The following is a 25,030-nucleotide window of genomic DNA, read 5'->3' on the forward strand; positions in this document are numbered from 1 at the left end:
GTTTTGAATTTTATTACTTATTTTAGTTCCTAATCATTTCTAGTATTCCTAGCTTTTCGCTGCCCCGTGTGATCAATGCCTTTTGATCTTTCTAAATCTATCATTTTTTGCGGTCTAAAATTTAATATTAAAGCTCTTCTATTGTGAGAAGTACTATTCCCTTTACTAAAATGAAGCGTAAACCCATCATGAAAAGTACATCCACCAGGGTTAAGAGGAATACATTCTGCGGTATCAATATCTACATTACAACTTAATGACCCTCCCTCTACTAGTTGTTTATGCTCTTTTAGCTCGTTATTGTTTTTAGGTACAAACCACATACAACCATTTTCTTTAAACACTTTATCTAATGCTATCCAGCAACTTACCGATCTTTTGTCAGGCATATTTATCCAATAAGCTGCATCTTGATGCCAAGGTGTTTCTGTATCGGTAAAGGGTGCTTTGTTAATTAGCATATCAAAATCTAGTTCCATATCATCTCCTAACAATTCTTTCGCTTTGCTTAAAACAAGTTTATAGGTATAACTATTTAGTAATTCAGGCTTTAATGTGCTTGGTCTCATGATTTGAGTTATTCGTTCTACTTTTTGATCTGAATCTCCACCTGCTAAATCACTTCTCAAACCTTTAGTAAGTAGTTTATCATTCAACAACTCATCATAAATTACTCTTAAATTAACAACCTCATCTGCCAAAATAAGGTTATCTAACTTAGCGTATCCGTTCTTTAAAAATTCTGCTTTCATTTTATTAAAGTTTATGACAAAGAAACATGAAAGCAATACAAAAGTCTTTTAATTTTGTACTTCAGTACAAAATTGAACATTTATAATGCAAAATCACACAAATAAACGTAAGGTATTTAATTTAGAAACTTTAGGAATAAAAAAGTGTAAAAATTTTGGATACTATAATTATTATAAAGTAGCACCTAAATTAGAAACTCATTTTCATAAAAATATAATAGAAATCTGCTTTTGCTTAAAAGGACAACAGTTTTATGAAATGAATGGAAGTTTAATTAAAATGAATGGAAATGATATTCTAATTATTCCTCCAAACGCAAAACATAGTACCGGAATTTATCCAGAAGATATTGGTGAATTATATTGGCTACAAATTTATGTAGATAAAAGTAGCCATAGACTGTGTAATCTTATAGCAAGCCAATCGAAATATTTATTAAACTCATTAGTAGCCAAGTCTAATACTATTATTAAAGGAGCTTTCAAGATAAAACCTTTACTAGAACAATTAAAGTTAGAAGTTGAGAAAAGCAAAACTACTTTAGGAACGATTAAGACGAATCAACTTATACTTCAAATAATCTTAGAAATTATAGCTCTAGCTGAAAAACCTCAATCTATTATTAAATCTGAAAAGCATAAAATAATTGATGATTTTATTATAGAGAATCACTTTAGAAATATTTATGTTGATGAATTAGCAACATTAATAAATGTATCAACTTCCTATTTTAAATATTGGTTTAAACAAACCATAGGAATGCCTCCGAAAGAATATATAAATAGATTAAAAATAGAAAAAGCTAAAGAAAAGCTACTCAAAGAAAAGAAAATCACCAGTATAGCTTTTGATCTTGGTTTTAATTCTTCTCAATATTTCGCTACGAGTTTTAAAAAATATACAGGTTTAACTCCTAAAGAATATATGGTACAAAATAGCTAGATTAAGCTTTTAAACTGTTTTCAAAAGGTATCCTGTTTAATATACTTCTACCAAGTGTTACCTCATCTGCATATTCTAGTTCGTCTCCAACCGCTATTCCTCTGGCAATGGTAGAAACTTGTATATCGTACTTTTCTATTTGACGGTAAATATAGAAGTTAGTAGTATCTCCCTCCATCGTAGAGCTCAAAGCAAAAATTATTTCTTTTACCTTTCCGCTAGCTACCTTTTCAATCAACGATTCAATCGTAAGGTTTTGAGGACCGACACCTTCTATAGGTGAAATCTTTCCACCAAGCACATGATACATACCTCTAAATTGTGCTGTGCCTTCTATAGCCATCACATCACGAATATCTTCAACTACACAAATAACTTCATTATTTCTATGCTTATTTGAACAAATCTCGCAAACATCGACATCAGAAATATTATGGCAATTTTTACAAAGTTTAATATTGTTTCTAAACTCTTCTATCGCTTTAGCCAGATAATTAGTTTGTTCTTTGGGTTGTTTCAATAAATGCAATACCAAACGTAAAGCAGTACGCCTACCTATACCTGGTAATTGTGACACTTCATTAACAGCATTTTCGAGCAATTTTGAAGAAAAATCCATAAGGGCAAATGTACAACTTAAAAGAGAAAAAAAAGAGAAAATACAACAGACAAAAGATAGTTAGCTTCCTCTTTTCTCTCTACGTTAAATAAGCTATCTTAGCACAACTAACATACAAAAAACAGCATGCAGCCGCTTCATATAATTCTTTTAATTCTTGCCTACTTTGGTATCTTGATAGTCATATCCTATATAACTGGTAAAGACGATAGTAATGAAGTATTTTTTAAGGCAAAACGAAGTTCTCCTTGGTATATAGTTGCCTTCGGTATGATTGGTGCGTCACTCTCAGGGGTCACCTTTATTTCTGTTCCTGGGTTAATTGGTGGGCAGCAGTTTGCCTACATGCAAGGGGTTTTTGGTTTTTTTGTTGGTTATCTCATCATTGCACTGGTATTATTACCCATTTATTATAAACTAAATGTAACATCTATCTATGAATATTTAGAAAAACGTTTTGGTAAGGTAAGCTATAAAACAGGTGCATTTTTCTTCTTACTTTCAAGAGTTACTGGTGCTTCATTTAGATTGTTCTTAGTTGCTTTAGCCATGCAATACATTGTCTTTGAACAAATGAATGTTCCCTTTGAGGTTACAGTAATTATCTCTATTTTATTGATATGGATCTATACTTTTAAAGGTGGTATAAAAACTATTGTTTGGACAGACACTTTGCAAACATTGGCGATGTTAGTCGCTGTTGGAGTGGGTATCTACTTAATAAATCAAAAATTAGATTGGTCTTTTATGGAGTTTTTAAACTCTGATGAGTTTTCTAAAAGAGGAAAAATATTCTTTTTTGATAATCCTAATGAAACTACATACTTCTGGAAATATTTTATTGGTGGTGCATTTATAGCCATTGCGATGACAGGTTTAGATCAAGACATGATGCAGAAAAATTTGACTTGTAAAAACAAGAATGACGCTCAAAAAAATATGATTACTATGGCTACCTTATTGGTAGTCGTAAACTTTATCTTTTTATCGTTAGGCGCATTATTGTTTATCTATTCAGAAAAGTTTGGTATCGAAATTCCAGTGATAGATGGGAGAACTCGAACCGATCTCTTATTTCCTGAAATTGCTATGAATCAAGGTTTTGGAAAAGGACTAGCCATTACCTTTATTATAGGATTAATTGCTGCGGCGTATTCTAGTGCCGATAGTGCTTTAACATCACTCACTACTTCATTTTCTGTTGATTTTTTAAATATAGAAAAGAAACCAAAAGCTGAACAAAAACCACTGCGTAAAAAAGTACATATTGCGGTTTCGGTTGTATTGATATTGGTAGTAATTACCTTTAATTACCTTGACGGAAATGTAGTAAGTAATCTATTTAAATTCGCAACCTTTACCTATGGACCACTACTTGGTTTGTTTGCTTTCGGCATACTAACTAAGTATCAAATTAAAGACATATATGCATGGATTGTTGGGCTGCTTTCTATCATTATTAGTTTTGCAATTACCTATCTACCTGAAAGTATTATCGGCTCTTATAAATTCCACTGGGAAATCCTACCCTTAAATGGTCTCATCACTTTTATAGGCCTTTGGTTAATTAGAACCAAAGAAAAAGTAACTTTGTAGTATGGAAAAAGACCTCAGCAACTATCGTCAATCGTATGAAAAAGATGCTTTGTTAGAGCAGAATACGCCCGAAAATCCGATCGAATTATTTAGAGATTGGTTTTTAATTGCAGATGAATCAGAGAATATCCTTGAAGCCAATGCAATGAATCTAGCAACCATAAGCTTAGACGGATTTCCTAAAAATCGAATTGTCCTTTTGAAGAAATTCACATATAAAGGTTTCATTTTTTACACCAATTATCATTCTGAAAAAGGGAAAGCTATTTCAGCAAATAAAAATGTATGTCTATCCTTTTTTTGGCAAGGTCTAGAACGTCAAATAATTATTAAAGGAAAAGCCGAAAAGCTTGCCAAGAATCTTTCTGATGGCTATTTCGAATCTCGACCTGTTGGAAGTAAACTGGGTGCCTGGGCCTCTAATCAAAGCGAGGTAGTATCTTCAAGAGAAGAACTCGACAACAAATTAAAAACTTACGAAGAGCAATTCCGTGAAAGCGAAATTCCGCGTCCTGAAAACTGGGGAGGCTATTTGGTACAACCTATGTCAATAGAATTCTGGCAAGGACGCCCGAATAGAATGCATGATAGACTACGTTATACTTTACAAGAAAATTTTGATTGGAAAAAAGAGCGATTGGCTCCTTAAATAGCTATATTTGATTAACTAAATAAATCAATGACTTCACTCTCGCTAAATGAAAACACTTTACATTGTACGCCATGCTAAATCTTCATGGGAATATCAAGGCGTAAAAGATATTGATAGACCTTTAAAAAAAAGGGGAATTAATGATTCTTATTTAATTTCGGAGGTACTCGAAAAAAAAATTGAAACACCCGATGTCTTTATGTCTAGCTGTGCCAACAGAGCTTTGCACACCGCCATGATTTTTAGTTATACATTTAACTATCCTTTAGCAAATCTAAAAATTAACAAATCACTTTATAGTTTTAGTGATGGTTATCTTATTAAATCAGTTAAAGCGCTTGACGATGGTTTTGAATCTGCTATTATTTTTAGTCATGATCATGGAATTAGTACGTTTGTTAATAAGTTTGGAGATAAGTACATCGGGCACGTACCTACGTGTGGTGTGATAGGTATAAATTTTGACATTGAACATTGGAAAGATCTTAAAAAAGGAAAGACGTTTATTGTAGAGTTTCCCAAACACCATAAATTACCAAAAACAAAATAGTTTTGGAAATAAAAAAGTATGGTGCGATCGATATAGGTTCTAATGCCGTGAGGTTATTGGTTGCTAATGTAATTATTGAAAAAAATCGCGAAACACAATTCAAAAAATCTGCATTAATTCGTGTACCCATTCGATTGGGTGAAGATGCATTTGTTAAAGGGAAAATAAGTGACGCTAACAAACAACGTATGATAGACGCAATGCAGGCGTTTAAACTGTTGATGAAAGTTCACAATATCGAAAAATACAAAGCATGCGCCACTTCTGCCATGCGAGAATCTTCAAATGGTAAAGAAGTCGCTAATGAAATTTTAAAAACTACAGGAATTGAAATCAATATTATAGATGGCAAAGAAGAAGCGGCCATTATTGCAGCTACCGATCTTAAAGAATTAATTAATAGTGAACATTCGTATTTATATGTAGATGTGGGTGGTGGTAGTACTGAGTTTACCCTTTTTTCAAAGGGAAAAATTATTAATTCTAAGTCGTTTAAAATGGGAACTGTTCGTCTCATTAACAATACCAAAGAACAAAATAAAGCTGCTTTTAAAGATGTTGAAAAATGGATAAAGAAGCATACATCAACTATTAAGCGCTTAGCATTAATAGGTTCTGGCGGTAATATAAACAAGTTGTATAAAATGTCTGGTCGCACGCTAGGTAAACCTCTTTCGTTTATCTACTTAGATGCTCAATATCAATTTTTAAAGAAGATGAGTTATGACGAACGTATCACAGAATTGGGTCTAAATCCTGATAGAGCTGATGTAATTATACCCGCTACTAAAATTTATTTATCTTCTATGAAATGGAGTGGTGCTCGTAAGATACATGTACCAAAAATTGGATTGGCAGATGGCATCATTAAAACCATTTATCAGAATAGGATAAACTAGAAGTCATTGCACGGTATATTCAATTGTTTACCCTAATTAATTATGAATAAAATACATCGTTATTGCGCAATGGCTAAATTCTAACTCGTAATAAAATATATAGAATCTTTAATACATTATCATAAAATATCTGGCCTTTCTGTAGAATTCTTCTTTTCTTTTTTCTAACACTTTTTTTCTTACTTTTTGAAATAATTTAAATGCTTGAAATTCGCTAAAATTTGGTGCTACAAAAGAGCTGACCGTAAAATAAGTGCGTAGCAATTGTAAATTGAAATTCATAATTTTATTTTTATACCAATTAGTATAATTTAAGATAAAAATATTACATGTACTTAAATAGAATACGAATTCCAACAAACGCTATTAATAACGCAGTAGTTCTCTTCAAGACAAATGGTGGAATTTTTGTAGCACTTAGTCTTGAGCCTATCTGACCTCCAAAAAAAACGGTGAGCATTAATAAAAAGGCAATTGTAGGTTCAAAATAGAAATCAGGATTTTGAATCTGACCTAACAAACCTGCCATAGAATTCACCAAAATAAAAAAACTCGCTGTTGCTGCAATTCGTTTGGGCGTGTCCCAATTTATGATATGTAACAAAGGTGCTAAGAAGATTCCTCCACCAATACCAACAATACCCGATAAAAATCCAATACAACCACCTATAAATGCATCAATAATTTTTGATGTAGAACCTTTACTTTCTTTGACTTCACTTACAAATCGTTTTGAAAACCACATAAGCAGCGCCGCTGATACCAATGTTATTCCTAATAAAATGAAAAATAACGTTTGCCCTATTTTTACATAACCTCCTAAAAAAGCAAACGGAACACTCAATAATACCAGAGGTAATACCTTCCTCCAGTTGTAATGGTCATTTTTAGCAAAAATATAACTACCACCAGATACTACTACAATATTACAAAGCAACGCGATAGCCCTAAACTGAATGAAATTTAATCCGGTTAACGATAATATAGCCAGATAGCTAGATCCTCCACCAAAACCAACAGCAGCATATAAAATAGCGATCAAAAAGAATAACAAAATCACCTCCCAATACTGTATAAAAACATTTAGTAATTCTGAAAATTCGATCATGTGCCATGTTTAGCTTCGAAAATAGAAAAATTAATTTTATCTTGGAGCAATTATAACTAACTCATGAGTTCATCTCAACTTAAAAAATATTGGAAAGAGAATCTAAAGTATCTTTCTATACTTCTATTAATTTGGTTTATGGTTTCCTATCTTTTTGGAATTCTACTAGTTGATCAATTAAATACAGTTAAAATTGGTGGTTTTAAACTTGGTTTTTGGTTTGCACAACAAGGAGCTATCTATGTTTTTGTGGTACTCATATTTGTATATATTAGATTAATGAATAGACTTGATAAAAAATACGGCGTAAACGAATAAATTCATGGATATTCAAACTTGGACCTGGATCATTGTTGGGATTACTTTTACTTTATACATTGGTATTGCTATTTGGTCGAGAGCTAGTTCTACAGGTGAATTTTATGTAGCTGGAAAAGGAGTACACCCTATTGCAAATGGTTTAGCAACTGCTGCCGATTGGATGTCTGCTGCTTCTTTTATTTCTATGGCCGGTATCATTTCTTTTAGCGGCTATGATGGTTCTGTATATCTTATGGGATGGACAGGTGGTTATGTCTTGTTAGCTTTATTGCTTGCACCTTATCTTAGAAAGTTTGGGAAATTTACAGTACCAGATTTTATCGGTGATCGTTATTATTCGAATATCGCTCGCGTCGTAGCTGTACTATGTGCATTACTCGTTTCTTTTACATACGTAGCAGGTCAGATGCGTGGTGTAGGGCTTGTTTTTTCAAGATTCTTAGAAGTAGATATCAACACTGGTGTTATTATTGGGATGTTTATCGTTTTATTCTATGCTGTTCTTGGCGGAATGAAAGGGATAACCTACACACAAGTAGCACAATACTGTGTTTTAATCTTTGCTTTTATGGTCCCAGCTATATTCATTTCAATTCAAATGACAGGAAATCCAATACCGCAATTCGGTTTTGGAGCCGCAGGAAATGATGGCGTGTATTTATTAGATAAATTAGATGGTTTACACAGAGCCTTAGGTTTTCATGAATATACTTCAGGCAGCAAATCTAAAATAGATGTCTTTTTTATAACGGCGGCTTTGATGATTGGTACCGCGGGATTACCTCATGTTATTGTTCGATTTTTCACTGTAAAAAAAGTAAGTGATGCCCGTAAATCAGCAGGTTGGGCATTATTATTTATTGCGATTTTATATACAACTGCTCCTGCTGTTGCTGTTTTTGCCAGAACGAACATGATTGAAACCGTAAACAATAAATCTAGAGAAGAATTACCCTCATGGTTTGAAAATTGGGAAACTACAGGTCTGGTAACTTTTGAAGATAAAAACAATGATGGTAAAATACAATACCTTGCCGATACTTTAAAAAATGAATTGATCATCGATAAAGATATTATGGTATTAGCGAACCCTGAAATTGCAAGGCTACCCAATTGGGTGATTGCTTTAGTTGCTGCAGGTGGTTTAGCAGCGGCGCTATCTACAGCTGCCGGTTTATTACTCGTGATTTCTTCTTCTATTTCGCATGACGTTATCAAAAAAATAATCAATCCTAAAATCACTGAAAAGGGCGAACTAGTAGCAGCTAGACTCTCCGCGGTAGTTGCCGTGATGGTTGCTGGGTATTTTGGTATTAATCCACCCGATTTTGTTGCCGCTACAGTAGCACTAGCGTTTGGCTTAGCTGCTGCTTCTTTCTTTCCGGCAATTGTATTAGGTATTTTTTATAAACGAATGAATAAAGAAGGTGCTATAGCCGGTATGGTGGTGGGCATTTTATTAATGCTTTTCTATATGCTAAAATTTAAATTCGATTGGTTTGGTGGTGGTACAAAAGAAGATTGGTGGTTTGGTATTTCTCCCGAAGGTTTTGGTACAGTTGCTATGTTATTAAATTTTACGGTGTCGATCATAGTTTCTAAATTTACACCAGCACCACCATTAGAAGTGCAACAAATTGTTGACGATATTAGAATTCCATCGAATGCAGGAGCTGCAACACATTAATTTTTTTCTCTTAAATGGATACTCGTAAGATATTCAATATCATTTTAATATGATTATTAAAAGTATTGTATTTAAAATTAAGTTTAACTTTTGAGTTCTAGATTTTAAAAACGAAGTGCAAAAAAACCAGCCAGAAAGAACACCTTTAACGAATCATTTTAGTTTCTTGAGGAGAATCACCAAACATCCTTTGTATAAGGTTTATACACTTTTTATAATCAGCTTTTGATTTTATATCTACATAGATAGCCTATTTGTTTAAAATATTCTCTATAGAATTATAACTATTACAACAATTATTTTTTCCTAGATTTGGCTAAAATCTACTTCAACTATTCAGCTTTAATATTTTTAAATTATTTCTTTTATTTAATATTATAAAGTGTGGGGTTTTATTAATCATTATTTTTTTAATTGCTTTTGCCTCATTATTATTAAAATAAGATTTGTCATTTAAAAACTTAAATTCACCTTCATCATACAAAAGTATAAATCCTTTAGAGGCATCATACTTAATGGTTTCTACCTCTGCCTCATTAATATTACCTACACCAAAAACATCTTGAAGTCCGTCATTATTAAAATCAAAAGTTTCAAAACTTAAAGTTGGGCTAAATTGTGCTTCATTAGTCAATTCAAGTATTTTAAACCTACCTTCACCTAAATTCTGCAATAATATTGTCTTAAAATTATGTACTTTATAATGTGTTGCTTTTTCTAAAAGTAATTCGCCATAAATTTCTGGCATTGTAGATTTGGCAAATTCTTCAAAAGTTCCTATTTTCTTATTTAAAAAAGGAGTTTGTTCAGAAGAGCATTCTTTTCCTCTAACTGGTAAAAGATCTCCTGATGTTGATACTTTACTAAGTGCCATATCAAAAGAATTGTTATCATCGAAATAATCTGCATAAATATGTAAAGGCTTTTCAATAGTAGGATGAAACTTATTATTCATCCCAAAATTCCCTACAAGATAATCTTTGTCTCCATCATTATCATAGTCTATCTCTTTAATGGTCATATACCATCCGTTATACTGATCAATCTCTGGAATTTCCTTTCTAAGAAATGCTCCATCTTTGTTGTCAAAAATTACGACAGGCATCCATTCTCCTACAACAATCAAATCTTCATCTCCATCATTATCATAATCTGAAAAAATAGCATCATTGATGAGTGTCAATTCTTCTAAACCGGTAATTTTACTGTTAGAAACATCTACAAATTTTCCATTCTGATTTTCAAGTAAAAATGAGCGATCATGTAAAGGGTATTTACTATGTTTTGCTCTTGTTCCTACAAATACATCTAGGTCTCCATCATTATCTATATCTGAAACCGCTAAGCTCGATGTATTCACAAACATTTTAGGCAAATTTGAAGACTTAAAAAAAACACCATTGCCTTTATTTATATACAATCTATCTTGTAATAGTTTGTCATTCTCAGGAATTTCATAGCCCCCTGAAGTTACATATAAGTCTAGATCACCATCACTATCAGCATCAAAAAATTCGGCATTGGTATCTTCATAAATTCTTTCTTCTTTAAATAGCTGTATATTAGTTTTTTTAAATTTCCCTTCTGGTTGCTGAAGAAATAGTGCAGACTCTGCATCTTTAGCATTTCCAACATAAAAATCTTCTAATCCGTCACCATTTACATCGCCTACAGCCAAAGGCTTACTCAATTCAGATTGTTTTTGCGGAAGTAACAATTGTAAATTAAAATCATCATATATATTTTCATGTTGAACATAATCGATATTTAAATCTTTAGGATCAATATTAGAAAAAAGCCTTTGTTCATTCTTTAAAACTTGATTATGTTTCTTAGCATGAACATATTCAAATTCAATTATTTTATTTGGTTCAACATTTTGTAATACTTCTTGAGAATTGTCTGGCCAAATAACCTTAATACTATCTATTATTGAAGATTTATCGAGTCCGAAATGGAGTTTTTTAGTCACTGAAGATTGGTACCCTTTTTCGCTATACAATTTTTTGAATTGATTAAGATTAGCTGTATAAACATACACCTCAGTTCCAATACCTTTAGTATTTTCTTTTGGACCTTTTAATCTAACAGTGATATAATTATTTGTGGAATTATTTCTATATATACTTGCTATTTCTCCTTGATTATTTATTACTAAATCGAGATCTCCGTCGTTGTCTAAATCAGTATAAACAACTCCATTAGAATTTACTTTTTCGCTAATGCCCCATTCATCTGAAACTTTAGAAAAAGTTAGATCTTTATTATTCTTAAACATATAATTTTGTAGCTTGTCTGAAGGCATCATATTGATGGCTTCTTCTAGCGTTACTTTTTTTCTATTCATGATATTTCTTCTCATCTGATCTCTAAAGTCTTGATTAGAAAGATCATGTTCAATTCCGTTCGTAATAAAAATGTCTTTATAGCCGTCATTATCGAAATCTGCAATTAAAGATGCCCAAGACCAATCTGTCTTCGAAACTCCAGCTAACTGACCTATTTCGCTATACGTACCATTACCATTATTTAACTGTAATACATTCGCCATATATTGATGGTGATAACCATTATCTACCATTATTTTAAAGCTATTGGTATTCATTGAAGCCATATTCTTTTTGGCTCTAATATGATCTTCAGCCAACATGTCTAAAACCATTAAATCTGGCAACAGGTCGTTATTAATATCTTCATAATCGGAACCCATACTACTATTTGAAAGATGATTGAATGTTGTTAGTGACTGATCGGTAAATGTTCCGTTCTTATTATTTATATAGAGATAATCTGGATGAAAAAAGTCATTAGCAACAAAAACATCTGGCCAACTATCGTTATTAAAATCACCAATAGTTGCCGATAAACCCCAAGCTTTATTCGCCACCCCAGCACTATCGGTAATGTTAATAAATTTCCCTGAATCGTTTCTAAAAAGCTGATCTGAACCATAGTCTTCAATATTTTTATCCCTTTCAATATCTACAATAATATTATTTCTAAAATCAACTCTATGGTTCACCAAATACATATCTAGATCACCATCTTTGTCCATATCAAAAAAATGAGATTGTATTGAAAAACCATAAAAATCTAAACCATACTTATTAGCCTCTTCTTTAAAAGTGTTATCCTGCTGATTTATAAATAATTTGTTTTTTCTTAAGTCATGATTTTGCAGCGATCCTGATTTGCAAACATAGATATCTAACCAACCATCATTATTGATATCTACCATTGTTACACCTGTGGACCACCCATCTTTATCAACTACTTTAGCCGAATTGGTAATATCTTTAAACTTAATCTCTCCTGTATTTAAATATAGTTTATTGGATCCTTGATTTGCAGTGAAGTAAATATCATCTAACCCATCGTTATTAATATCTCCTACAGCCACACCTCCTCCATTATAGATATATGGATAATTTAAAAAATTAAAATATAGATCTTCTTTAACATTATTTATAAAATCTACTTTACTATGCTCTTTATCTATAATCGAGAATAGCGTTTGTTCTTTAACTTCTTCTTTTTTTTGGCAGCATAAGAAAAGAATAAATAGTGCTAAATAAATAGTGTATCTCATTATTAAATATTTCAATATTTTTAATTTATTTCATTAATACGACATCTTTATTTAACACCTCTTTAATTATGCTTTCAATTGGTCGCCTTATGAATTTACCAACAATATACCCTTTATTACTCAATTCTTTCTCTACAATATCTCTTGAATGATACGCAATAGAACCAACAAAATGTATGGGTTTATTAGGGAAATCTTTTATATACAATTCGATATGGTTCTCAATAAATTTTCGTATTGATTTGGTTAAAAGATCTTTACAAAATGGATGCTCAGCATTCTCAAAAATGAATCTTGCGAATTTTGCTAAATATTTATTGGGAGTTTTAGCCTGATAGAGCTTATTTAAAATCTTATGCGGTTTTAAATTATAATTTTCTTGAAATGATAGACGTAATTCTAATGGCATTTTTTGATAATAATAACTCCTCAAAAGTTTTTTACCTAAATAGTTTCCGCTGGCCTCATCCATAACTATATAACCGAGTGAGGGAATCTTTGTAATAATCTTTTTGCCATCAAAATAGCAACAATTTGAACCTGTACCAATTATACAAACTATTGAAGGTTCTTGGCCAGAAGCCCATATTGCAGCCATCGTATCTTCTTCTACTATTATAGCTGCTTTTGGAAAAAAAAGATTAAGTACTTTTTTAATTTTCTTCTGATTTCTTAATGCTCTACAACCAGCACCAAAAAAATACACTTTCGTCACAATTTCTTTAATCGTAAATAAGTCGCTTTTATGCAATATTTTAGATAATTGAATCGTGTTTAGTATATTAGGATTTAATCCTTTCGTTCTTATTCTTTTTATTTTTTTGTCATTGCTATCACAAATTACCCAATCACACTTTGAAGAACCGCTATCAGCTACTATAACCATATCTTTAAATTTAGGAGACCATTAATTTCGATTCTCCTCTTTTAATTTTGTCAATTAAATCATCAACTAAAGTTTTTCCAGAATCAAAAGAATTTTCTCTGTCATTGCGTTTTCTAGAAATAAACTTTACTGGATAATTATTTTGTTGAGCTATCCAAAAAATATCGTTTGATAAATAACTTACCTCTTCAACAGGAGAAAAAATTAACCCATCAATTATATCATCAGATAAAAGTTTAATATAATTTCTCTCTTTAGATATTTGGTTACTAGATTGATACGTCATCACTCGGTGTCCATATTTACTTGTTTCTTCTATAATTTCATCGAGTAGTTTTAAATAATGATCTTCGTTTAAATTAGGTAATAGTACCCCGAGAATAAGGTTTTGTTTCTTTTTAAGATTAGCTGCATAATAATTAGGCTTGTAATTGTACTTCGAGACTACTTTAGATATTTTAAGCTTTGTTTTTTTACTTATTTCGTGGCTATCATTCAATGCTTTTGAAACTGTTGAAATTGAGCATCCAGAAATTTTCGCAATATCTTTTAGTGTCATTTTACCTAGTTTTTAGTATTCTGTAAAAAGTTTATAAGCTGCTCTAGTTCTTTAATAATTTGGATTTCTACATCAGCAAAAGGAGTCTTTAAACTTTCAAGATTTTCTTGAACTTTTAAAAACTCAGTATTTACCAATGTATCAGAACCTAATAATTGCTTTATATGTTGAGCGACATAATACAGTTTTTTGTAGTGTGGTTTTATATCAGCAAGGATTGGATTCATCTTCAAAGACCTAAACTCGTTATATCCTAAAATCCATTTATTTAGATAGAACAAAATCTGGTTTTTATACTCCTCATTAGGTGTATTCAAATAGTTTTTTACAAGAAATTTAAAATTTAATGCATCTGAAGCATCTGATGTACATGCATCGGCAAATAAAGTAAATGGAGAAAATGATTTATACTCTGTTCCTCCCATGTTTCTACTATAAATCTTTAAAGGTTCAGCAATATCAACGAGTGTTTGTAATGAATTTATACTTTGGCTATTCGTTATATTTCTAAGAATAACGTCGCGATTCTTTATATGTGAAATCCCTAATTCTTCTAATCTAAAACTTACTATACCAAGTCTTCTGTATAAGCTATTCATATTTCTTATATTTTTGGGAGACCAAAAACGTTCTGCAATTGCAGCTGTTCTAGGCCATATTCTCGAATCAATAGTTAATGGAGTTACCAATTCACTCCACATAGTAGCCTCGCCACCTAATACTCTTCTACTTTCTTGCTCGTTTAAAATATTATTTCCAATGGGGTCACAAGTATAGTAGTGTTCTACAGATTGCATTCTATCAATATAATAGTCGTTCGATAATACAGATTGATAACCTTTCTTTACCGCTTCAACCAAAGTTCCATTTTCAAAGCCTTCGTGTTTGCCTCGCCATGAATGTATTATAGCAGTTTTAGGCATATTTGGTGTCATGATCTCATCCCAACCCATTAGTTTTTTATTGTACTTTTTTAATATTTTTTCTAGTCTTATATTAAAATACGTTTGTAGGTCATGATTCGTTAGTAGTTTATTTTGTTTTTTAAATTTTTGAATTTTTTTATTTTCATCCCAATGCTTTCCTTCATTTTCATCGCCACCAATGTGAAAGTAATCATCTGGAAAAAGTGCAGAAACTTCTTTAAATAATTTATCTAAAAACTCGTAAGTTTTTTCGTTAGTAGGGTCTAATGTTGGGTCAAAAATTCCAGCAAAGCGTTCTATCTTATAGAACGTATCTTTACTACCAATTTCTGGGTATGCGGTAAGGATAGCTGAAGCATGTCCTGGCACATCAATTTCAGGTATCACTCTAATTCCGAGTAAATTAGCATAATTTACTACTTCACGAATTTGATGATGTGTATAATACTGTCCGTCAGACGCCAACTCATGTAATTTTGGATAGATTTTAGATTCTATCCTAAAACCTTGATCATCTGTTAAATGCCAGTGAAATACATTCATTTTAACGGCAGCCATGGCATCTAGATTTCGCTTAAGAACCGATAATGGTTGATAATGTCTCGCTACATCTATCATTAATCCTCTCCATTGAAACCTAGGGATATCTCTAATTTCAATACCTTTAAAATAATATTCACTTGAATTATAATCTAACAACTGTAATAACGTTTCAAGACCTCTTAAGGCTCCAACATCATTCTTAGATTTCAAAGTTATTTTTCCGCCTGTCACCTCTAAATCATAAGATTCGTCAAGATCAATTGATAATTTCGCTTCTTCTTCGATTTTAATAATTAAAGAAGGAGTCTTTATACTATCAAGCTTAAATGCAAAACCCTCATTTATAAAAATACCTGTTCTACCTGTCAATCTTCTCAAAAACTTGGTCGTTCCTAATTTCAATCTATCATTTAAATAATTGACTCCGATAGTAAAATTTGGCTTGATTGTATATAATTCATTATTTTCAGTAACAGATTTTGGCCAAGGGAGTAGATCATATTTCTCTTGAATATCTATTTGCCCAAAAATCTTTACTGTAATAAAAAACAGCAGTATGTATGTGTATCTTTTCAAAAAAAATGTCTTAAAAATAATGTCTCTTAAATGCTTCAATCGCGGCATAATCTGCTAATCCTAATTTATGATACTTATCTGCCGTCAATCTATTTCTATCTTCTGCCCTCACCCAAAACTCTCTATTATCATCTCCTTGAAACATAACTCCATCTTTTTGTGATTGATGATAAAATATTGCTTTACGTTTTTTTAAGACTTGATCTGGACTCATAGGTACAGCCATTTCAATTTCGTGTATTGCCCATTCATGCCAAGCACCTCGGTATAACCATACCCAACAATCTTTCATAAAATCTTTTGATTTCAAATAAGTTAGGGATTCGAATAAAATATCTAAACATATCTTATGCGTTCCATGCGGATCTGCCAAGTCTCCAGCAGCATAAATTTGATGAGGTTTGATTTCTGTTATTATATCACACATAATTGCTGAATCACTTTCAGAAGGTCTATTTTTCTTAATGGTTCCTGTTTCATAAAACGGCAAATCGAGAAAATGAACATTTTCATCTGGCAATCCAATATATCTTGTTGCTGCATAAGATTCACTTCTTCTAATAGTACCTTTTAATTTTCTAGCCTCAAGAGTGTCAATTGATGTACTATTTTTAAAGCTTTTTATAATTGTTTCAAGTTCAGCAGAACTACCTAGAATTTCACTACACACTTCAGCAAATTTTAAGGCTTCTTCATCTGAAACGGCGATATTACCAGAAGTTTGATAAGCCACATGTACTTCATGCCCTTGTTCTACTAAACGGTCAAAGGTACCTCCCATAGAGATTACATCGTCGTCTGGATGCGGGCTGAATATGATTACTCTTTTTTTAACTGGCAATGCTCTTTCGGGTCTATTGGTGTCATCTGCATTAGGTTTTCCTCCTGGCCATCCAGATATTGTATGTTGCAACTTATTGAACATTTGTATATTCAGATCATAAGATGTTCCTTCTTGAGCAATTAAACTTGACATACCATGATCATTATAATCTTTATCAGTAAGTTTTAGTATTGACTTATTTGTAATTTCAGAAAGCCAAACAATTGCTTTACTTTTTAATTCTTTTGTCCAAACACAAGGACCCACAAGCCAAGGTGTTTTGTTTCTAGTTAATTCAGAGCCCGCTTCTTCATCAAGAACAAATGTCGTATTATTATGATATTGAAGATATGTAGCAGGTACTTGAGAGGAAACTTCACCTTCAATTGTTTCTTTTAAAATTTTTGCCTTATGTTGACCCCAACCAAGCAAAACAATTCTTTTCGCAGACATTACCGTAGCAACTCCCATAGTTATTGCTTTTCTAGGCACATTTTCAATTCCTAAAAAAGATGCGGCTGCATCTGCTCTTGTTAAATGATCTAAAGTGATACTACGGGTTCCAGAATTTAAATGTGAACCCGGTTCATTAAAACCGATATGACCTGTTCTACCAACACCTAATAATTGAAAATCAAGCCCTCCAACTTCTTTAATTTTTAACTCATAATCTATGCAATATTGATAAATACTATCGTTAGAAATAGTACCGTCTGGTATATTTACATTCTCTGGCAAAATATCTATATGATCGAATAGATGTTCATGCATAAAGTAATAGTAACTTTGAACATCATTTTTTTGCATTGGTAAATATTCATCAAGATTAAAAGTGATAACATTTTCGAAACTTAAACCCTCTTCTTTATGCATTCTTACCAATTCTTCATATACTTTAATTGGTGAAGAACCAGTAGCCAATCCTAGCACACAAAATTCATTTTTCGCTGCTTTATTTCTAATTAAATCTGCGATTTCTAATGCTACTGTTATCGACCCTTCTTTAGAATTTTCGAAAATTACATTATGAATTTTTTCGAACCTAGTTTCTTCAAATTGGCCAGCAGGTTTAAATGCTAAATTTTTTTTCTCTTTTATAATCAAATCCATACTTAGAACTTTAAAGTAAAACTAGATGATTAATATCCCAAACCAATATAATTTCGACAAACGACATTAATTCTGCGCTAAAAAGAATATTTAGAGAATTTAGATTTTATAGAGAATTGTAGTAAAAAATAAACGGGAAATATAAATATCTCCCGTTTACTCAAACTAATTCAAAAAACATTATAACTACGAAAATTAAATACTCTATTAAAAATTAGGACCACCTGTATCCCACCATAAACGGGTTCCGCCATTATCTGGGCCTCCTAATAATGTAACCGCATTTGCAACACCATCAGCATTGGTAGATAGTTCACTGTCTACAAATGGTATTCTTCTAATTTGAATATTCGTGTCAATAGTACCACCACTTTGGTTACTTACTACTGGGAAAATCTTAGGATAACCTGTACGTCTATATTCACTCCATGCCTCTTGCCCTTCAGGAAACATCGCTATCCATTTTTGTGTAATAATCTTTTCTAATCTTTCTTCGTCAGTAGTGGCATCACTCCAATTAATAGTAATATCACTCATAGCTGCAATATTGTTACTAGAATTCACCGGATCTACATAATCAATAAATGTTGAAGTATTATCTGCTATATAAGCGGCTGCTCCGCTAACACCATGCTGATCAAAAGATTTCATAATTCCCTCTTCATAATTCGCCTGCGCATCACCAGCACCTGTCCAACCTCTTAAAGCTGCCTCCGATTTTAAAAAACTAACCTCGGCTGCTGTCATTAATTGTACTTTAGATGTATGTATATCATCGTTAAACACAGCAAAATTAATATAATCTGCTTTTTGAGCTAATTCATCAGCATATCCTGGTAATAAAGGTAAACCACCTCTTACTCCTTTTAACTTACCAGGAACAACTGGTACAGTTGTGTTATCGTTAGGGTTTTTTTCAAGAAAAAATGCATCAATTCTTGGGTCATTATATCCTACTAAAATAGATTCCATAGAAGCATTCATTCTAATATCTCCCCATGAATTATCAATTGTTTGCAATGGGTGATCTATTGAACTATTCACAAAGAAACCATCTGAGTTCGCATCCATTACACCTAAAGACTGAGACAATGCTTTTTCACCTTCAGCTTTTGCTTTATCTGGATCTACCTTAGAAATACGTATAGCTAAACGTAAACGTAACGAGTTTGCTAATTTAACCCATTGGGTATAATTTCCGTCATAAGATAAATCGAATGCCTGAAATCTTGGGCTATCGATATCAGCCATTAAGGCTGCTACAGCGGTGTCTAAGTCTGCAAAAAATGCATTATATGCTTCCTGTTGAGAATCATAAACACCTGCATTTTGAAGATCTCCAAAATTTGTATAAACAATCGGACCAAATACATCAGATACTCGATGCATTGCTGCAACTTTTAAAATTAAAGTTACTGCATTCAATGTTGGAAAATCTGGATCGGTCAAGTCAGTGATTGACTTTACATTATTCATTACATTAGAATAAGGGACAGACCAAATAAAATTATTCCACCCACTTACTAAATTATAAGTTGTGTTATTTGCGCCAGCAATAAATGGTCTTGGATTTGTCTGATAACCAGAATATACATCAGCATTTAAGTTTTGCTGTAATTGATATGACCAAGCTGGAGCATATTGATAAATACTCTCAAAGATTGGTTTATATAACGATCCTACATGTTGAAAATCTACTTCTAATTGCTCTTGTGTAATATTTCTAGGGTTTTGATTTAATTCCTCCAAACCATTATCACAAGATGACATCATAAAGCTTAGTATTGCAATATATATATATACTACTATCTTATTATTATTTCTCATCAATAGTATTTTTTAAAATGTTAATTTAATATTCAATCCAGTGCTTCTTGTTGAAGGTAATCCTAAAACATCAACACCTTGTAATGCATTACCTGTACTTAATGCTATATTAGGGTCATGTGGAGCATCTTTATAGAAAAAGAATAAATTACTTCCTATTAAAGAAGCCCTAATAGATTTAAAAAACGAGTTTTCCGATAGATTAAAATTATAACCTAACGCAATTTCTGCTAACCTTACATTCGTTGCACTATAGACATATTCACCCGTAAAACCATTTCTACCACCAGCTAACCCATAAAATTCTTGAGCAGTTAATGTAGATGCTACTCCTCCTAAATCCACCACATTAATGGTTCCGTTAGCAGTCTCTCTTGCGGAATTATTACTTAGACCTTCTACAATACCTTCAGTCATACTAACCGTTTCTCCGCCAAATTTACCATCTATTAAGAAATCTAATGTAAAGTTCTTATACTCAAATGAATTATTCCATCCTAATGTAAAATCAGGATTCGCATTACCAACTTTTTTTAAACCATCAACAAGATCATCCTCGTCTTGTAATAGAGCCCCGCCATCTACTATTGGTGTCCCATTTGCATCTCGTCTAACAACTTGCGCATAAATATCGCCAAAAGAACCTCCTTCAACTAAGTAGGATCCAAAAGTATTTACTCCCTTACCAGAAACAACAAAGAAAGAAGGCTCAATTAATCCATCCGCAACAGTTCCATCATAAATACTTTTTATTTCATTATCATTAGCAGCAAAATTAAGAGTACTTGTCCATTTAAAATCTTCATTTCTTACAGGTATATAAAACACAGTACCCTCGAAACCACTATTCACAATATCACCTGAATTCAGTCCAGCACTGGTTGCTCCAATAATCGCAGCAGATGTTGGGAATGGAAAATATTGATTTATTGTACTCGTTCTATAATACCCTATATCAAAACCTAAACGATTATCTAAAAATCTCCATTCCGTACCAATTTCAAAAGAACGTTGCCTTTCTGGCTCAGGTATCGTACCTGGAAACGGTCTAATAGGGTCTGTAGCACTTACACCATTACCAAATAATATTTGTCTGTTGGGAGCTATTGCATCAGTAGCAAAACCATTACCAACTTCGGCATAAGAAGCTCTTAATTTGGCAAATGAAACATTGTTACCTAAATCAAATAATTCACTTAAAACACCTGTTACACCAAAAGATGGATAAAAAAACGAGTTGTTACCATCTGGCAATGTTGATGTCCAATCATTACGAGCAGTCAAATCAACAAATATTTTATCATTAAAGCCAATGGTAGCACTTGCAAATAAAGAGTTCGTTCTATTCTTTAAACTTGATTGATTAAAGGATACCGAAGGATTGGCATTGAAATTCTGCAAAGAAAAAACGTTCGCAAATTGTAAACCTCCATTTGTACCAGAATCTGCATTAAATACTTCTGTTGTATTTCTTGTTACACTACCACCTATATTAGCATTGAACGAAATTTCTTCGGAAATTTCTTTATTTATAGTAGCTATAATGTCTCCATACAACTGGGTAATATCAGTTTTATTAAGAATATATCTACCTGTTAAAGGAGCTAATGTAGCTTCGGTAGTTGCATAAATTCTACTCTCAAAATCCAATAATGATTGATCGTAAGTACCTCTAGTTTGAATCGACAGCCAATCGTTAACCTTAAAATTTAAACTTAATGAGGCCAATAATTTCTTATTTGTTGATTCATTAGGATTTCTATTCAATATCCAATAAGGATTTTGTTCAATATCTGAAGTTGCTCTATACCATCTTTGTGCCATTATATTTCTGGCTAGGTCAAGTTCTTCAAAATTTGCATAATCAGACAAGCTTTCACCTGGAGAATCAAAACCATAAATTCCAACTAATGGATTAAAATATAGCCCTGATACTGGTCTATTATTAATTTTTTGAGTAGATGCTAATATATTACCACTTACTTTCAATTTGTTGTCAAAAAATTGTGCAGTCTCTCTAAAATTTATGGTATGCTGCTTTAATTTGTTGGTTGGCATTATACCATTTGCAAAACTATTTGAATAAGAAAAATACGTCTGCGCTTTTTCAGTACCTCCAGATAATGAAACAGAGTTAATATTTGTAACACCCGAATCTAAAAAATCATCAATACTATTTTGGGTGGCATCATTAAAGTCAATGAAATATGCCGCATCATCAACGGTAATATTTGAAGAAACATCTACTCTAAAGCTACCAGCTCTACCTTTTTTTGTTGTAATTAAAATTACACCATTTAAACCCGCACTACCATACAGAGCAGATGCAGATGCTCCTTTTAAAACTGTTAATGACTCAACGTCATCAGGATTTATTAAAGATAGAGCGTCTCCCCCATCTTGATTACCTCCAGAGATACTTCCAAAAGTATCTGAAGGTTGACCACCACCAATAGTTCCACCAGGACCAGGTTGACCAACAATTGAAGCATTAGATAAAGGTACACCATCAACCACATATAATGGTTGATTATTACCAAATGAATTGTTACCTCTTAAAGTTACTTTTACAGACCCGCCAGCTCCAGAAGCACTTCTATTGATTACAACTCCTGCAACTTTACCTGACAAACTATTAACAGGATTAGTTTGTTTAACCCTACTAAGTTCATCAGCATTAATATCTTGTGCAGCATAGGTTAATGATTTTCTAGTCTTTTGAATCCCTAAAGCTGTTACAACTACTTCGTCTAAAGCTGCAGCATCTATTTCTAATGCCACATCGATAGTATTTGAGGATCCAACGGTTATTGAGGTAGTTTTCATTCCAACAAATGAAAAGTTAAGAACATCACCAACCGATGCTTCTATGGTATATTTTCCATCAAAATCAGTTTGCGTACCCTTATTAGTTCCTTGTATGATGATACTAACACCAGGTAATGGCTCTCCATCAGATTTTGAAGTAACTGTACCAGAAATACTTTTCTCTTGGGCGGTCACACAAATTGACAGCATTAAAGAAAAAATTATAAATAATAGTATTTTACCTTTTTCCATAAATAAATTATTAAATTAGTTAAATCAGCATTAAAAATAATAGCTAATCTAACATTACTGAAATTTAATATACGAACAACACCAAATTCGCCATGAATGACATTTTAATATTGAAAAGCCGTTCATTTTGACCGCATCTCATTTTTTGATCTATATTTGTGAATTTATCATCATGTTTTACTTGTATTTGATTTGCTAAGTATGCTTAAAAATCCTAGTTATAGTATCCCTTTTAAATATCATATTATTTTTTGGGTTAGCTATTTTCTATTCAACATAATACGGTGGGGTAGTTATTTTAATGATTATTGGTATTCGTTTAAATCTAATCTTGTAGAATTTTCGTTAAATATTGCTGTAACTTACTTCACAGTATATTATCTCACCCCTCAATTTATTCTTAGAAAAAAATATATATTATTTTTTGTGTATTTTTTAATTTCTCTAACTTTCTTATATATAATTAGAACAGGATTAATTTATTTTTTAGTAACAAAGAATATTTGGCCTGAAGCTGAAGGAGTACAAAAAGCATTTACATTTAATCATATAATTGCTGTTGCTTTAGGACAAGTTTATGTAATAACATTTGCGTCAGCAATAAAACTTACTGTAGATTGGATTGCTGAAAAAAGAAAAAATGATGAATTGAAAAAAGCAAAATTACGTTCAGAATTGAGTTTTTTAAAAACTCAAATTCAACCTCATTTTTTTTTTAACACACTTAATAATCTATATGCTTTAGCAATCGAAAAATCAGACTATACTCCTGAAGTAATTCTAAAATTATCTGAAATAATGCAGTATGTTTTATATGATGCTAAAGGGTCATCAATTCGTTTATTAAAAGAAATAAACTACATTCATAGTTATTTAGAACTTGAAAAACTAAGATATGGCAATGTCATAAAAGCTAATTTAGAAATTAAAGGGAATATCGAAGATATAGATGTGCCTCCATTACTCTTTTTACCTTTTATAGAAAATTGCTTTAAACACGGCACTAAAAATAACGATAATATATGCGTAGATATTTATTTTGAAAAGAAAGCCAATGAACTACTCTTCAATGTTAAAAATAATTTTAGCCCTCATATCAACCCTAGAACCAAGCATGGAATCGGAATAGAAAATGTTAAAAGGCGTCTTCAATTATTATATGAGAATAATTTTAACTTAAAAACGAATATCTTTGACGATAAATATGTTGTAAATCTAACCTTACCTATTTAATGAGAATTAATTGCATCATAATAGATGACGAACCTTTAGCTATTGAAGTAATTAAAAATTATTTACATGAATTTCGAAATTTCAATCTAATAGCCACTTTTAACAATCCGATTGAAGCAATAGAAGTAATTGAAGAGCAAGATATTGATGCTATTTTTCTTGATATCAATATGTCAAAAATGAGCGGGTTGGAATTTGTAAAAACCTTAGAAACTAAACCCAACATAATTATTACTACTGCATACAGAGAATATGCTGTTGAAAGTTATGATTTAGATGTGTTAGATTATTTAGTAAAACCTATACCTTTTAATAGATTCTTAAAATCAATTAATAAAATTACCCAACAAATATACAATCAAAAAGGCTTTAAAAATGAAGGAATTTTCAATAATGAAGAATCTCATTTTTTTCTTAAAGTAGACAAAAAGCTTGTAAAGATTATTTATGGTGATATATTTTATATAGAAAGTCTAAAAGATTATGTTAAAATATTCACCACTTCAGGGTCCTACCTAGCGCATAAATCTCTTACAAGCCTTACAGAAGAACTACCGAAAGATAATTTTTTAAGAGTTCATAGATCTTATACAATTGCAATAGATAAAATTACTAGCATTGAAGGAAACTCTGTAGAAATTAATTCTAAACGAATACCTATCGGAAGAAAATATGTAAATCATGCAAAAAAAATTATACTAAAAACCTATTAAATCTTTATAAAATGCATGTCTAATACTCGCATGATTTGATTACATAAGATGTCTTTTA

19 protein-coding genes are annotated in these 25,030 nt (G+C 31.7%); 9 read left to right on the plus strand and 10 right to left on the minus strand.

The window, feature by feature from the left end:
* Positions 1-29 precede the first annotated feature (29 nt).
* On the minus strand, positions 30-752 hold the full coding sequence (locus AC1EUY_RS01920; protein ID WP_480193809.1) for a phytanoyl-CoA dioxygenase family protein: 723 nt from the start codon (positions 750-752) through the stop codon (positions 30-32).
* A gap of 85 nt (positions 753-837) precedes the next feature.
* On the opposite strand from AC1EUY_RS01920, the gene AC1EUY_RS01925 reads away from it, so the two are divergent.
* Entirely contained in the window at positions 838-1,695 is an 858-nt protein-coding gene (locus AC1EUY_RS01925; protein ID WP_480193810.1) for an AraC family transcriptional regulator, read from the plus strand.
* Between the two features lies 1 nt (position 1,696).
* Here AC1EUY_RS01925 and recR read toward each other — a convergent pair whose 3' ends face one another.
* Positions 1,697-2,314 (minus strand): recombination mediator RecR, encoded by a 618-nt coding sequence (recR, locus tag AC1EUY_RS01930; protein ID WP_480193811.1) that lies wholly within the window; start codon positions 2,312-2,314, stop codon positions 1,697-1,699.
* A 126-nt stretch (positions 2,315-2,440) separates the two neighbouring features.
* Between recR and AC1EUY_RS01935 the strand changes: the two genes are divergently transcribed.
* From AC1EUY_RS01935 to AC1EUY_RS01950, 4 genes are read left to right on the plus strand one after another with little or no spacing between them, the layout of a single operon-like run.
* On the plus strand, positions 2,441-3,910 hold the full coding sequence (locus tag AC1EUY_RS01935; RefSeq protein ID WP_480193812.1) for a sodium:solute symporter: 1,470 nt from the start codon (positions 2,441-2,443) through the stop codon (positions 3,908-3,910).
* A gap of 1 nt (position 3,911) precedes the next feature.
* The gene (gene pdxH, locus AC1EUY_RS01940) at positions 3,912-4,559 is read left to right on the plus strand and encodes a pyridoxamine 5'-phosphate oxidase (RefSeq protein ID WP_480193813.1); all 648 of its coding nucleotides are present in this window, start codon (positions 3,912-3,914) and stop codon (positions 4,557-4,559) included.
* 49 nt (positions 4,560-4,608) lie between these two features.
* Complete coding sequence (locus AC1EUY_RS01945) at positions 4,609-5,112, plus strand: SixA phosphatase family protein (RefSeq protein WP_480193814.1); 504 nt, start codon at positions 4,609-4,611, stop codon at positions 5,110-5,112.
* 2 nt (positions 5,113-5,114) lie between these two features.
* Positions 5,115-6,011: a Ppx/GppA phosphatase family protein gene (locus AC1EUY_RS01950; protein WP_480193815.1), complete on the plus strand. Its 897-nt coding sequence runs from the start codon at positions 5,115-5,117 to the stop codon at positions 6,009-6,011.
* Positions 6,012-6,336: 325 nt separating this feature from the next.
* Here AC1EUY_RS01950 and AC1EUY_RS01955 read toward each other — a convergent pair whose 3' ends face one another.
* On the minus strand, positions 6,337-7,119 hold the full coding sequence (locus AC1EUY_RS01955; RefSeq protein WP_480193816.1) for a sulfite exporter TauE/SafE family protein: 783 nt from the start codon (positions 7,117-7,119) through the stop codon (positions 6,337-6,339).
* A gap of 63 nt (positions 7,120-7,182) precedes the next feature.
* Between AC1EUY_RS01955 and AC1EUY_RS01960 the strand changes: the two genes are divergently transcribed.
* Together AC1EUY_RS01960 and AC1EUY_RS01965 are read left to right on the plus strand one after the other, a co-directional pair.
* Positions 7,183-7,437, plus strand: a complete 255-nt coding sequence (locus tag AC1EUY_RS01960) for a DUF4212 domain-containing protein (protein ID WP_480193817.1) — start codon at positions 7,183-7,185, stop codon at positions 7,435-7,437.
* 4 nt (positions 7,438-7,441) lie between these two features.
* Positions 7,442-9,127: a sodium:solute symporter family protein gene (locus AC1EUY_RS01965; protein ID WP_480193818.1), complete on the plus strand. Its 1,686-nt coding sequence runs from the start codon at positions 7,442-7,444 to the stop codon at positions 9,125-9,127.
* 328 nt (positions 9,128-9,455) lie between these two features.
* On the opposite strand, the gene AC1EUY_RS01970 is transcribed toward AC1EUY_RS01965, so the two are convergent.
* The 7 genes from AC1EUY_RS01970 to AC1EUY_RS02000 all read right to left on the minus strand — a co-directional run bounded on the left by AC1EUY_RS01970 (position 9,456) and on the right by AC1EUY_RS02000 (position 23,026).
* Positions 9,456-12,716 (minus strand): VCBS repeat-containing protein, encoded by a 3,261-nt coding sequence (locus AC1EUY_RS01970; protein WP_480193819.1) that lies wholly within the window; start codon positions 12,714-12,716, stop codon positions 9,456-9,458.
* 25 nt (positions 12,717-12,741) lie between these two features.
* Positions 12,742-13,602, minus strand: coding sequence for an N-acetylglucosamine kinase (locus tag AC1EUY_RS01975; protein WP_480193820.1), 861 nt, complete (start codon positions 13,600-13,602; stop codon positions 12,742-12,744).
* A 10-nt stretch (positions 13,603-13,612) separates the two neighbouring features.
* Positions 13,613-14,161, minus strand: a complete 549-nt coding sequence (locus AC1EUY_RS01980; RefSeq protein ID WP_480193821.1) for a LacI family DNA-binding transcriptional regulator — start codon at positions 14,159-14,161, stop codon at positions 13,613-13,615.
* A gap of 5 nt (positions 14,162-14,166) precedes the next feature.
* Positions 14,167-16,206 carry a family 20 glycosylhydrolase gene (locus tag AC1EUY_RS01985; protein WP_480193822.1) on the minus strand — a complete coding sequence of 680 codons (2,040 nt, stop codon included), beginning with the start codon at positions 16,204-16,206 and terminating at the stop codon, positions 14,167-14,169.
* Positions 16,207-16,216: 10 nt separating this feature from the next.
* A complete protein-coding gene (nagB, locus tag AC1EUY_RS01990) occupies positions 16,217-18,139 on the minus strand; it encodes a glucosamine-6-phosphate deaminase (protein WP_480193823.1) in 1,923 nt (640 codons plus the stop codon).
* Positions 18,140-18,346: 207 nt separating this feature from the next.
* Positions 18,347-19,966 carry a RagB/SusD family nutrient uptake outer membrane protein gene (locus AC1EUY_RS01995; protein ID WP_480193824.1) on the minus strand — a complete coding sequence of 540 codons (1,620 nt, stop codon included), beginning with the start codon at positions 19,964-19,966 and terminating at the stop codon, positions 18,347-18,349.
* Positions 19,967-19,978: 12 nt separating this feature from the next.
* Positions 19,979-23,026, minus strand: coding sequence for a TonB-dependent receptor domain-containing protein (locus AC1EUY_RS02000; RefSeq protein WP_480193825.1), 3,048 nt, complete (start codon positions 23,024-23,026; stop codon positions 19,979-19,981).
* A gap of 426 nt (positions 23,027-23,452) precedes the next feature.
* Here AC1EUY_RS02000 and AC1EUY_RS02005 point away from each other — a divergent pair, with 426 nt between their 5' ends.
* Together AC1EUY_RS02005 and AC1EUY_RS02010 are read left to right on the plus strand one after the other, a co-directional pair.
* Positions 23,453-24,259, plus strand: coding sequence for a sensor histidine kinase (locus AC1EUY_RS02005; protein WP_480193826.1), 807 nt, complete (start codon positions 23,453-23,455; stop codon positions 24,257-24,259).
* Positions 24,259-24,972, plus strand: a complete 714-nt coding sequence (locus AC1EUY_RS02010; protein WP_480193827.1) for a LytR/AlgR family response regulator transcription factor — start codon at positions 24,259-24,261, stop codon at positions 24,970-24,972. The genes AC1EUY_RS02005 and AC1EUY_RS02010 overlap by 1 nt, the downstream gene beginning before the upstream one ends.
* The last annotated feature ends 58 nt before the right edge of the window (positions 24,973-25,030 follow it).

Source organism: Maritimimonas sp. 2210JD6-3, from assembly GCF_056591795.1.

Coding starts and splice junctions, on each gene's coding strand:
- AC1EUY_RS01960 (WP_480193817.1), top strand. CDS start 7,183: ATGAGTTCATCTCAACTTAAAAAATATTGGAAAGAGAATCTAAAGTAT.
- AC1EUY_RS01955 (WP_480193816.1), bottom strand. CDS start 7,119: ATGATCGAATTTTCAGAATTACTAAATGTTTTTATACAGTATTGGGAG.
- AC1EUY_RS01945 (WP_480193814.1), top strand. CDS start 4,609: ATGAAAACACTTTACATTGTACGCCATGCTAAATCTTCATGGGAATAT.
- AC1EUY_RS01975 (WP_480193820.1), bottom strand. CDS start 13,602: ATGGTTATAGTAGCTGATAGCGGTTCTTCAAAGTGTGATTGGGTAATT.
- nagB (WP_480193823.1), bottom strand. CDS start 18,139: ATGGATTTGATTATAAAAGAGAAAAAAAATTTAGCATTTAAACCTGCT.
- AC1EUY_RS01970 (WP_480193819.1), bottom strand. CDS start 12,716: ATGAGATACACTATTTATTTAGCACTATTTATTCTTTTCTTATGCTGC.
- pdxH (WP_480193813.1), top strand. CDS start 3,912: ATGGAAAAAGACCTCAGCAACTATCGTCAATCGTATGAAAAAGATGCT.
- AC1EUY_RS01935 (WP_480193812.1), top strand. CDS start 2,441: ATGCAGCCGCTTCATATAATTCTTTTAATTCTTGCCTACTTTGGTATC.
- AC1EUY_RS01980 (WP_480193821.1), bottom strand. CDS start 14,161: ATGACACTAAAAGATATTGCGAAAATTTCTGGATGCTCAATTTCAACA.
- AC1EUY_RS01965 (WP_480193818.1), top strand. CDS start 7,442: ATGGATATTCAAACTTGGACCTGGATCATTGTTGGGATTACTTTTACT.
- AC1EUY_RS01925 (WP_480193810.1), top strand. CDS start 838: ATGCAAAATCACACAAATAAACGTAAGGTATTTAATTTAGAAACTTTA.
- AC1EUY_RS02000 (WP_480193825.1), bottom strand. CDS start 23,026: ATGGAAAAAGGTAAAATACTATTATTTATAATTTTTTCTTTAATGCTG.
- AC1EUY_RS01920 (WP_480193809.1), bottom strand. CDS start 752: ATGAAAGCAGAATTTTTAAAGAACGGATACGCTAAGTTAGATAACCTT.
- AC1EUY_RS01995 (WP_480193824.1), bottom strand. CDS start 19,966: ATGAGAAATAATAATAAGATAGTAGTATATATATATATTGCAATACTA.
- AC1EUY_RS02010 (WP_480193827.1), top strand. CDS start 24,259: ATGAGAATTAATTGCATCATAATAGATGACGAACCTTTAGCTATTGAA.
- recR (WP_480193811.1), bottom strand. CDS start 2,314: ATGGATTTTTCTTCAAAATTGCTCGAAAATGCTGTTAATGAAGTGTCA.